Genomic DNA, 11,154 nt, shown 5'->3' with positions numbered 1-11,154 from the left:
CAGCGAGTGCCCGCGGCGCGTCCTTCTGTTCCCAACCAGCCGCCGCTCAGCCGGCGGCGGGGCGGGTCAGCTCCCGGCGCGCGCCAGGGCGCGGACCGAAGCCGCCAGGGCACGCACGCGCCGCGCGTCGGCGCCGCGGGCCTGGCCGTCGACGTAGCCGGCCAGGCGGTTGAGCACCGCGCGGCGCTCGGCGCCGGCACCCATGGCCTCGGCGCGGTTCAGGTCATCGGCGATGCGGGCGATGGCGGCGGTGGAAACGCCGCGGCTGCGCACCAGCTGGTCCAGGTAGGCGCGCGACACCACGAATGCGGCGGGCCACTCGATGCGGGTCTGCATCTGCGGGTTCCACTGCTCCATGCGCACCAGCTTGGCCGCCTCGAGCTCGTTGTGCGACAGGTGCATGCTGGTGCCCAGGCGCAGCACGTCGACGCCGCGGTTGATCTCGGTGCCGTAGATCAGCCCGTTGTACCAGTAGGCCGACCAGTAGCCGCCCAGCACCAGCGACTCGGCCATGGGGCCGCGGTCGAAGAAGGCGATCTCCACCGGCTTGGCGGGGTCGCTGAAGTCGAACACCGAGATGCCGCCCTGGTACCACGCCTGCACCATGATGTCGCGCCCCGGCACCGGCACCAGCGAGCCGTTGTGGGCCACGCAGTTCTCCTGCGCCGTCTGGGGCGCCGGCAGCTTGAAGTGGCCGGCCGGGCGCAGCTCGCGGTTGGCCAGGGTGAAGATGGCGTTGGAGCCCCACAGCGGCGGGTCCGTCGCGCGGCAGCGGGGGCCGGCGCCGCCGCCCCACTCGTCGGTGAAGATCACCGTGCTGGCGTCGTTGTTGAACGTCGCCGAGTGCCAGTAGGCGAAGTTGGGGTCCGTCACCTCTTCCACGCGCCGCGGGTTGGCCGGGTCGCGGATGTCGAGCAGGATGCCGTTGCCCGAGCACGCGCCCGCCGCCAGCCCCACCTGCGGGTAGACGGTGATGTCGTGGCACTGGTTGGTCTGCGAGGTGGTCTGCGTTCCCGCCCCGTGCGCGCCGCCCTGCCACAGGCCGGCGATGTTCCCCGTCTGCGGGTCGGCGAAGATGCGCGGCGCGTTGACCACGCGGGCCTGCTGCGGGTTGGCCAGGGGAACGCGGATCACCTCGATGCGGAAGTACGCGCTGGCGGTGTCCTGCGGCGAGCGCACGCACCCGGCCAGCTCGCTGGGCGAGCGCGCCACGCTGGTGCCCTGCACGTACACGTAGATGGTGCCCGCGTCGCGCGGGTCCGGCACCAGCGTGTGCGTGTGCGAGCCGCGGCACGTCTGCACCGACGCCACCTGGCGCGGCGCGTCGATGTTGGTGATGTCGAAGATGCGCACGCCGCGGAAGCGCTCGGCGCTCACCGTGTCCCGCACGCCCTGCCCGCCGCAGTCCAGCCGGCCGCGGGTTTCCTCCACCGAATAGAAGAGCAGGTTGCCGTACACCGACACGTCGCCCTGGCCGCCGGGGCAGGCCAGCGTGGCGCGCACGCGCGGGGCGTCGGGGTTGGAGATGTCGTACACCTGCAGGCCGTGGTAGCCGCCGGCGAAGAGCAGGTTGCCCCGGAACGCCATGTCCGAGACGGCGAACGAGAAGTTGCCGGAGTCGGCCGGGTCGAAGAAGCCCGCGGGCCGCTGCGTGTTCGACACCAGCTCCATGTTGCTCCCGGCCTGGCCGGCGTTGTTCCACCCCGCGGTCAGCCCCACGCGCGGGTCGTTGGCGGCGGAAGACCCGCCGCCCTGCGCCTCCGCCTGCGCGGCGGCAAGCAGGCCGGCCGCGACCAGGGCGAGCCGGGCCATCGATTGGAGTTTCATCCTCGGTGATCTGGGGTGTGGGTTACGTGCGTGACGCGCCTCCGTGCGGAGCGCGTCAGTTGCGGGGCGCCCCGGAGAGCTGCCCGTTCAGCATCGCGCGCATCCGCGCGATTTCCATCCGCTGGTCGGAATCCACCTCCGACGCCATCGAGAACAGCTCCGGCTCCTGCCCCGCCCCGGGCGTGGCGAAGAGCTCGGCCACCATCGCCAGCGCGCCCTCGTGGTGGCGGATCATGTACTCCAGGAACAGCCGGTCGAACTCCGCCCCGCTGGCCGCGCGCAGGCGCTCCATCTCCTGGGGCGTCAGCATTCCCGGCATGTGCGCGTGGCCGGCGCCGTGCTGGTGCTCCGCCTGCGCCTCCACCCGCCGCGCGCGCAGCCAGCGCTGCATCATGGCGATCTCGTCCTGCTGCGACAGGTCGATCCGCTGTGCCGTCAGGCGAACGTCCTGCCGCGTACTGCGCGACGGCACCAGGGCCGTCATCTCCAGCGCCTGCGCGTGGTGCGGAATCATCATCTGCAGAAACCGCACGTCGGCCTCGCTGTAGGCGCGCGCCGCCGCTCCCGTCGCCTGCGTGGTTGGCTGCACCGGCGCCGCGGGCGGGGCGCTCCGGGGCGGACCCGCGCTCACCGCCGGGCCGCACGCCGCGAGGATGGCGGCCGCGAGGGAGGCCGCCGTTCTCCGTAGAAGTTTCGACATTCCTTCGTTCCCCTCACTGGCAGTGGACAGCCTGCCATGAAGATGCAGGGACCGGACCGCGAAGGGCAAGGAAACGACTCACGCAGAGCAGCAGTTCCCTCCCGCCGGCGCGAACGAGTGCGGGGGCAGCGGGTAAGCAGAGCGACGAGAACGACTTCGCCTCCTGGTCCGTGCATCCGGAAACGTCCATGCTCGCCGTATCCACCGCTCCCGATCTCGAATGCCTGCTGGACCTGGTCCGCGGCCGGCCTGTCGTGGTGCTGGCCGGGGCGGGATGCAGCACGGAATCGGGCATCCCCGACTACCGCGGGCCGGACGCGCGGCCCCGCGCCCCCGTGCAGTTCCAGGATTTCATGCGCACGGAGGCCGCGCGCGTCCGCTACTGGGCGCGCAGCGCGGCGGGGTGGGCCCGCTTTTCCTCCGCCCGGCCCAACGATGCGCACCGTGCCCTGGCCCGGCTGGAAGCGGGGGGCGCCGTGCGCGGCATCATCACCCAGAACGTCGACGGGCTGCACGGCGCCGCGGGGAGCCGCAACGTGGTGGAACTCCACGGCTCGCTCTCCGCGGTGCGCTGCATGGGATGTGGAGCGGTGGGGCCGCGCGACGACTTCCAGCGGCGGCTGCTGGCGGCGAACCGCGAATGGGCAGGTGAGATGGCCGTGCGCGCGGAGTCGGGCGAGGTGCGCTCGGCGCCGGACGGGGACGCGGATCTGCCCGCGGCGCTGCTGGAGGCGTTCCGCGTGCCCGCGTGCGAGAGGTGCGGTGGGGTGATCAAGCCCGACGTGGTGTTCTTCGGCGAGAACGTGCCGGCTGACCGCGTGGAGCAGGCGTGGAACCTTTTTGGCGAGGGGGAAGTGCTGCTGGTGGCGGGTTCGTCGCTGACGGTGTACTCCGGGCGGCGCTTCATCTACCGCGCGCAGCAGGACGGCGTGCCCATCGCCATCGTCAACATCGGCCCCACGCGGGCAGACGAGGTGGCCGCGGCCAAGGTGGAGGGGCGCCTGGGCGACGTGCTGCCCCGGCTTGCTGACGCCGTGCTGGGCCGGCAGGAGTGACGCGTAGAATTCGTTCGCTTCCCCGGGTCAGCCGCGATAGGTTTCCCGCCGGATGACGTCCTCCGCCACATCCCGACCATCAGCCCCAGTTCCTCCATCCCCCTTCACGGACCGCAGGCGCATGACCGCTGAACTCCTGCTCCTCGTCGTGATCGCGCTCCTGCTCGTCTGCGTCGCGCTGCTCGTGGTGGTGTTGCGTCGAAAAAGCGGCGGAGACGCGGAGATGCAGATCGCGTCGCGGCTGGACGGCGTCGACAGGGGCCAGGAGCGGACCGAACGCGCGCTGCGCGACGAGATCGGCCGGTCGCGGGAGGAGGCCGGGAGCGAGTCGGCCCGGCTGCGGGGCGAGGTGACGTCCATCATGACCACGCTCACCGCATCCACCGGCGAGCAGATGGAGAAGCTGCGCGTGGCCGTCGAGGCGAAGCTGGACCAGATCCGTGCCGACAACGCCGCCAAGCTGGAGCAGGTGCGGCAGACCGTGGACGAGAAGCTCCAGGGCGTGCTGGAGCAGCGGCTGGGCGAGAGCTTTCGCCTGGTGAGCGACCGGCTGGAGCAGGTGCACAAGGGGCTGGGCGAGATGCAGACCCTGGCCAGCGGCGTCGGTGACCTGAAGAAGGTGCTCTCGAACGTCAAGGTGCGCGGCAACTGGGGCGAGGTGCAGTTGGCGGGCCTGCTGGAGCAGGTGCTGACTCCCGAGCAGTACGTGGCGAACGCGGCCACCAACGAGTTCACCGGCCACCGCGTGGAGTTCGCCATCCGCCTCCCCGGCCAGGAGCACGGCGAGGTGCTCCTTCCCGTCGACGCCAAGTTCCCGCTCGAAGACTACCAGCGGCTCGTGGACGCGCAGGAGGCCGGCGACCTGGCGGCGATGGACGCCGCCTCGCGCGCGCTGGAGGACCGCATCCGGGGCTGCGCGCGGGACATCTGCATCAAGTACCTGAACCCGCCGCGCACCACCGACTTCGGGATCATGTTCCTTCCCACCGAGGGGCTGTACGCGGAGGTGGTGCGCCGCCCGGGGCTGACGGACGCCATCCAGCGCGAGTGGCGCGTGGTGGTGGCCGGCCCCACCACGCTCTGGGCCGTGCTGAACAGCCTGCAGATGGGGTTCCGCACGCTGGCCATCCAGAAGCGCTCGGGCGAGGTGTGGGGCGTGCTCGGCGCCGTGAAGACGGAGTTCGGAAAGTTCGGCGGCGTGCTCGAGAAGGTGCAGAAGAAGCTGCAGGAGGCCAGCAACACCATGCACGACGCCGGCGTGCGCACCCGCGCCATCGAACGGAAGCTGCGCGACGTGCAGGAGCTGCCCGCGCCCGAGGCCGGACGCGTGCTGCTGGGCGATGCGCTCGTGATCGCCGGGGTGGCGCACGCCGCGGCGGAAGAACAATCCACGGAAACCGACCCACCCCTCGCCTGACGATCACCCGCCCATGTTCACGACGCAGCGAGAGCTTCACGAGCGGCTGACCGCCGACATGGCCGCCAACCACGAGCGGATCGCCACCCTGTGCCGTCCGCTGGACGCGCGGCAGCTGGAGCGCCGCCCGGCGGAGGGCTCGTGGAACGTGGGCGAGGTGCTGGAGCACCTGCTGGTGGCGAACGAGCTGTTCCTGGCGCCGGTGGCCGCGCTGGTGCAGGCGGCGCCGCGCGACCCCGCGGCGCCCTCCCGCCCGTGGCGCCCCACGCGGCTGGGGGCGTTCTTCCTCCGCACGGTCGAGCGCCCGAAGCCGCTCGCGGCACCGAAGGCGTTACGTCCGCAGACGCCGCGGCCGGACGTGCTGGAAAGCTACCTGGCGTTCGACGCGCGGTTCGCCGCCGTGCTCGCGGACGCGGCGGACCGCGACTGGAACAAGCTTCGGTTCGCCCCGCCGCTCGCCAGGTGGGTGCCGCTGCGGTTCAACGTGGGCGACGGATTCCGCTTTCACGCCGGGCACGTGCGCCGGCACCTGGCCCAGGTGGAGCGCGCCGTCGCCCACCTCTGAGCCCTGGCCCTATCGCGATCCGGCGAAGGGCAGGTACAATGTGGGCCAGGCACCTGCGCGGCACGGAGCACTCGTGAAGCCGCGAGCCGCCGGCCGCCCCCATCCACCCCGCGACCGCATGACACGCATCCGAATCCTCCTGCCGGCGCTGCTGGCTCTCGGGCTGGCCGCCCCCGCCGCGCACGCGCAGCAGCCGCGCTTCACCCGCGCGGACACGCTGCGCGGGTCCATCGGCCCGGCGCGGGCGTGGTGGGACGTGGCCTTCTACGACCTGAACGTGGCCGTGAGCCCGGCCGACAGCAGCGTGCGCGGGTTCAACCGCATCACCTACCGGGTGCTGCGCCCCGCGCGCGAGATGCAGATCGACCTGCAGCGGCTGGAGGTCGACAGCATCGTACAGGACGGCCGGCGGCTGCGGTACCGGCGGGACGGCGACGCGCTGTTCGTGGCGCTGCAGGCGCCCCAGGCGGCGAACGCCCGCAAGACCGTGACGGTGCACTACCACGGCCGGCCGCGGGTGGCGGCGCGTGCGCCCTGGGACGGCGGGTTCGTGTGGGCGCGCGACCCCGCCGGCGAGCCGTTCATCGCCACGGCCGTGCAGGGGCTGGGCGCCAGCGCGTGGTGGCCCAACAAGGACACGCAGGCGGACGAGCCGGACAGCATGCGCATCGCCGTCACCGTGCCGCGGGGGATGACGAACGTGAGCAATGGCCGGCTGCGCGACTCCGTCCACAACGCGGACGGCACCACCACGTTCACGTGGTTCGTCGCCAGCCCCATCAACAACTACGGCGTGGCGGTGAACGCCGGGCGCTATGCCCACTTCCAGGACGTCTTCCAGGGCGAGAAGGGGCCGCTGACGCTGGACTTCTGGCCCCTGGCCATTCATGAGCAGGCGGCACGCCGCCAGTGGGGGCGCGACGTGAAGCCCATGCTGCAGTGCTTCGAGCACTGGTTCGGCCCCTACCCGTGGTACGAGGACGGCTTCAAGCTGGTGGAGACGCCGCACCTGGGGATGGAGCACCAGAGCGCGGTGGCGTACGGCAACGGATACCGCGACGGCTACCGCGGCCAGGACCTTTCCGGCACGGGGCGCGGGCTCGGGTGGGACTTCATCGTGGTGCACGAGTCGGGGCACGAGTGGTTCGGCAACCACATCACTACCCGCGACCTTGCCGACATGTGGGTGCACGAGGGCTTCACCAACTACAGCGAGTCGCTGTTCGTGGAGTGCCGGCAGGGCAAGGAGGCGGGCGCGGAGTACGTGATCGGCGTGCGCACGCACGTGCAGAACGACGCCCCGATCGTGGCCCCGTACGGCGTGAACGCCAAGGGGTCGGGCGACATGTACTACAAGGCCGGCAACATGCTGCACACCATCCGCCAGCTCGTGGACGACGACGAGCGGTGGCGCGGCATCCTGCGGGGGCTGAACGAGACCTTCGGACGCCGGACGGTGACGGGCGCCCAGGTGACGGAGTACATCTCGCGCCAGGCGGGCATGGACCTGAGCCGCGTCTTCCAGCAGTACCTCACCACCACCGAGATCCCGGAGCTGGAGTACCGCATCCAGGGGAACCGGCTCTCGTTCCGCTGGACCCGCGTGGTGCCCGGTTTCGACATGCCCGTGCGGGTGACGCTGACGCCGGGCCGGTACGCGCGCATCCGCCCCACGACGAGCTGGCGGACGACGGAGCTGCGCGGCGTGACGGCGGCGGACTTCCGGGTAGATCCGAACTTCTACGTCACCGCCCGCAACGCCGACGCGCCCGCGACGCCCTAGGCGCCCCGAGCCTCGCGAACCGCCACGCACACCGGCCGCCGCGGGAGCACACGCCCGCGGCGGCACTTCGTTCAGGAACACCACGATCTCGGTGGGATGCTCGTGAAGCCAGGTGAGCACGTCCTGCAGGAACGAGACGCAGGGATACCCGGGATCACACCAGGAAGGCCTGATCCCCGCCCTCACCCGCGACCTCAGCCGCTTCGTGCTGGAGGGCGTTACGCCGTCCGGTTACCCAACCTCATGCCCAACGTCCTAACACTCCGATCGAAGGCATCGCCCAATTTCAGAAAAAATTGGGAAGAAACTGACAGTACGCGTGCTTGCGCGGGCCCGAAGTTTTATTGATATCAGCCCAGAGCGTATGATCGATCAAGATCTCGGATCCGAGTCAAAGCTGCGGAGGAGTCTTCCGCACCATCTCGGAAATGAGTTCATCATCCACAAAATCGTGCCTCGACATGCGGTCGGCCGCCAAAAATTCCAATCGCTCGTAGATCTCTTTAGAGGTCTTAGCCTGCTCCAAGACTTCCGGAGTATCTACCTGCAACTCCTGAATCGCGCTGGCAATCTCACCACCCAAGCGCTTGAACAGGTCAAGTCGCATGCGTAGATGTTCGCGATCAATCATGAAGTGAGTCAGTCGGTCTTTCTGAGCGAACTGCATCAGTAAGATATAGCGCATTTCTGGGTGGCTCTTATAATGGATTAAACCCTTTGAGACTGGGTCAACCAAACGTCCCTCTTGATCAATCTGTTTGAAAATACGCACGTCTCTGATTCCATGGCGTGTAGCGAGTGCGCCGGGCGAATTAGGCGTTCCATCAAGTATCTGGTACTTGATATCAGCCAACAGGCTGCGCAACTCTCCGTAATCCTGGTCAGTAACGTTGAACGCAACCATGTGGAAGACACCGGCAGTTTGCTCCGCGAACATGGTTTCCAGGTTTAGAGGCCACACAGCCGTCCTCCAGTGTTCAGGCTGCCACTTCAGCACATGATGCTTTGAACTCAATTCACCTGGCGCGAGCGCGGCCAACTCCTGAAAAAGTGCTATCGTTTTCGCACAATCCACTTCCGCGGCCGGGTGATCGTAGAGAGCCCGGTTCAGAGACAACGAATCGTCATCAAGATCCGCAAAGAAAGTCGACGAACCTTGGCTTGTAGAGCAATCGATAATGGCGAAGTCACGAGAGAGATACTTGTCACCAGTGTCGGGTGCGAGGACCTTGAGCAGATTGACATACTGTTTCCGGGAACACACAAACGTGTTCTCAAAGTGTTCAGCATGGTAATCCAAACGTATCGCATGATCGTGAGCGTTATGTGGTTTCGAGAAGACGAACAATCGCATAACATTAGCGCGATCTACGGCTTCTGCATGCGAACGAATGAAGTCTCGAACCTTTCTGCGGTTGCGTCTGTCCATCCAGAATGTCGACACTGAGTCAAGGCTTGTCGCAAAAATCCGGGTAGCACGCCGAAAGAGCGGACCGGCACGTAACAAGTAATTGTCACCGATTCCCACCCGCCCTTGATAAGTTGCTTCTTCCGACTGGGCAACCGACGCCAAGCTTGCGATCTCATCCAGAGTTCGCTTCAGCATATCTTGCGCAACAGCCTCGAACGCGGGGACTGTTGATGTTTGGCTAGCGAGAAAGGATTTCAGCGCGTGCTGAGCACTTCGTTGCAACCGTAATTTCTTATCGCGATCAATCGTAGAAAGTGAGTCGAGGTACGCAGGCAACGTGTTCATCAACAGATAACCGATGCAGGAAGCCGATGCCGCACACGCATATTCGTGCCAGGCGTCACCTTTATTCTGATCGGCAAGGTCCGTGATCGACTTGATCATCACAAAGCGATCCAAGATCCGCATTTGCTCAAGCATTGCTGCTACTCCGGCAGCTTCCATCTCGATCGCGACTACAGTCGGTCGCAGAGCGCGCAACACGTCTCGTTCGGTGGAATTTGCAAGGACCTTGTTTCCACTAAATACACTACCTGTGACAGCGCGAGACACCCTTCTCAGGCCGTCTGGACGACTAGGAAGGTCACTCGCAAGCGGCTTCCAAGACTCCAGAGCCTTGGACAAATGATGCCTGACGCCCCGTGAACTTTGGAAATCACGTGCGCGAATCTCACGTCGATCTTCGCGGATCTTCTCAAGTTCATAGTCCACGATCTGATCGGAAACAATCACATCCCCGTGAACTAAACCGTCTTTTTCATGTTCGATGCACCCGGCAATTCCACCCAAAATGACGAGTTGCGGATGGAGATCGTGCAGCATGAGCGAAGTTCCCAGCGCTGCCGCGAGCTGGCCCATCGAGACGTGAGGCGCAAGTGCAACGGTTAGCCCGTTCCGCAACGTAAAGACAGGATATGGGGCGAGTGCCCCTTGAAACGTGTAAGGATCATCTTGACTGAGATTCGCAAGCATCTGACTCAAGGCTACATTCTCCTTCTCCAACGCAGCCAAAAGAACAACATCTACCATCATTGGATACCGTCGCAGTAGAATGGTGAGATGAACATCCAACGAGAAGCTAATCTATATCTAATGGTCGATGCTGTTCCGGCAAGTATTTGCTGTAACGGTGGTGATGCCGTGTGCCACGCTAGCGTGTGTGGTAATGCGGCTGCACAATACGGAAGCAGGATCACAACGGTAAGGTAACGGACTCGGAAGGAGCGTTGGTGTGCATCGTGTACAGAAAGGGGTGCGGAAGGGCGGCGTGCGAACTCCCGTCACGTCTCAAGCTGGGCCGCCGCACGGAGGAGCGGTCGGTCGATTTCACGGAGCACGACCCCTCTGCCGCGGGTCAGGAGCCGCTTCGTAACATTGGGCAAGCGGCTGGGTTCCGGCGCGATTCGGCACGACCCGGCACCTCCAGCAGCATCACCGCCGATGCAACAACCGTCACCGCCTCGAGGTCGGCGGCGGGAAACAGCGGACGCAGCGGCGGAAGATACGTGGGATGCGCCTCGATAAAGTAGATGAACGCCGTAGTGTCGATCCCCACCGCGCCCGGTCCCACGTCGTCGATCAGTCCTACGAGGCGCGCTCCTCTTCCACGTGCCGGCCTGCGTCCACCCCCGACCAGAGCTCCTTTCCGAGTCCTTCGAGTTCCAGGATCGAGAGTCGCTGCGGTGTGAGCACTTCTGACAGGATGTGCGTCACCTCCTGCGCGACTGACCGATGTCGGGAGGCGGCGCGCGACTTCAGCGCCTCGTACAACGCGTCGGGTACATTCTTTACGTTCAAGGTCGCCATGGCATCCTCCTTTTTCCTCCAATGTGGAGGAACCCAAACGGGCGTCAAGCAGGAGATGCACATAGACGCTTTGGCCAAGATTACACCAGCAGCGGCGACCTCACCGTGGTGAGGCGCCAGCGTAGACCTGGATGACAGGTCGATTCGCGCCCAAGACCCGGACACGCTCCACACTGGCTCCCCTCCCCCGCGCAGTTTGCGGGGGAAGGACCGGGGATGGGGGCGGCCGAGGCATGCGCCGGCCCTCGCCGAAGCGCCACAAACCCCGAAGTGTACCCCCTCTCCCACGCTGTTTGTGGGAGAGGGTGGACGAGCCTAGGCGAGGACGGGTGAGGGCCCCACGGGAGCCGAGGCCCCTGCTTCCGTGACCGCTGCCGCGCCCGGGCTTGTACGTGTCCGCCGCTAGATCCTTCGGCCCGCGCAAGATGTGCTGCGGGCCGCTCCGGTGCGCCTGGGCCTCAGAGGGTGTTGAGAAACGTCAACTTGGCCGAAGCCGACGGAGCATGAGACCCGACATCGCAAGATGGATC

The 11,154-nt window shown here is 66.7% G+C and carries 9 protein-coding genes; 4 read left to right on the top strand and 5 right to left on the bottom strand.

Annotated features, from left to right (window positions below; all coding sequences use genetic code 11):
• Positions 1-66: 66 nt before the first annotated feature.
• A complete protein-coding gene (locus tag VGB24_RS12590) occupies positions 67-1,827 on the bottom strand; it encodes a hypothetical protein (RefSeq protein WP_331073299.1) in 1,761 nt (586 codons plus the stop codon).
• Between the two features lie 55 nt (positions 1,828-1,882).
• Positions 1,883-2,527 carry a DUF305 domain-containing protein gene (locus tag VGB24_RS12585; RefSeq protein WP_331073298.1) on the bottom strand — a complete coding sequence of 215 codons (645 nt, stop codon included), beginning with the start codon at positions 2,525-2,527 and terminating at the stop codon, positions 1,883-1,885.
• Positions 2,528-2,715: 188 nt separating this feature from the next.
• Here VGB24_RS12585 and VGB24_RS12580 point away from each other — a divergent pair, with 188 nt between their 5' ends.
• The 4 genes from VGB24_RS12580 to VGB24_RS12565 all read left to right on the top strand — a co-directional run bounded on the left by VGB24_RS12580 (position 2,716) and on the right by VGB24_RS12565 (position 7,347).
• The gene (locus tag VGB24_RS12580) at positions 2,716-3,582 is read left to right on the top strand and encodes an NAD-dependent protein deacetylase (RefSeq protein ID WP_331073297.1); all 867 of its coding nucleotides are present in this window, start codon (positions 2,716-2,718) and stop codon (positions 3,580-3,582) included.
• A 121-nt stretch (positions 3,583-3,703) separates the two neighbouring features.
• Positions 3,704-4,999: a DNA recombination protein RmuC gene (locus VGB24_RS12575; protein WP_331073296.1), complete on the top strand. Its 1,296-nt coding sequence runs from the start codon at positions 3,704-3,706 to the stop codon at positions 4,997-4,999.
• 13 nt (positions 5,000-5,012) lie between these two features.
• A complete protein-coding gene (locus tag VGB24_RS12570; protein WP_331073295.1) occupies positions 5,013-5,564 on the top strand; it encodes a DinB family protein in 552 nt (183 codons plus the stop codon).
• Positions 5,565-5,682: 118 nt separating this feature from the next.
• Positions 5,683-7,347, top strand: coding sequence for a M1 family metallopeptidase (locus VGB24_RS12565; RefSeq protein ID WP_331073294.1), 1,665 nt, complete (start codon positions 5,683-5,685; stop codon positions 7,345-7,347).
• 391 nt (positions 7,348-7,738) lie between these two features.
• Here the strand turns inward: VGB24_RS12565 and VGB24_RS12560 are convergent, their stop codons facing one another.
• The 3 genes from VGB24_RS12560 to VGB24_RS12550 all read right to left on the bottom strand — a co-directional run bounded on the left by VGB24_RS12560 (position 7,739) and on the right by VGB24_RS12550 (position 10,624).
• On the bottom strand, positions 7,739-9,850 hold the full coding sequence (locus VGB24_RS12560) for a hypothetical protein (protein ID WP_331073293.1): 2,112 nt from the start codon (positions 9,848-9,850) through the stop codon (positions 7,739-7,741).
• 322 nt (positions 9,851-10,172) lie between these two features.
• Entirely contained in the window at positions 10,173-10,373 is a 201-nt protein-coding gene (locus VGB24_RS12555) for a hypothetical protein (protein ID WP_331073292.1), read from the bottom strand.
• Between the two features lie 29 nt (positions 10,374-10,402).
• On the bottom strand, positions 10,403-10,624 hold the full coding sequence (locus VGB24_RS12550; protein WP_331073291.1) for a FitA-like ribbon-helix-helix domain-containing protein: 222 nt from the start codon (positions 10,622-10,624) through the stop codon (positions 10,403-10,405).
• Positions 10,625-11,154: the final 530 nt, after the last annotated feature.

This window comes from Longimicrobium sp. (genome assembly GCF_036399935.1).
In the GTDB taxonomy this organism is placed as follows: domain Bacteria; phylum Gemmatimonadota; class Gemmatimonadetes; order Longimicrobiales; family Longimicrobiaceae; genus Longimicrobium.
Note: the sequence above shows the minus strand (reverse complement) of the source record. Positions and strands in the feature narration are given on the sequence as shown.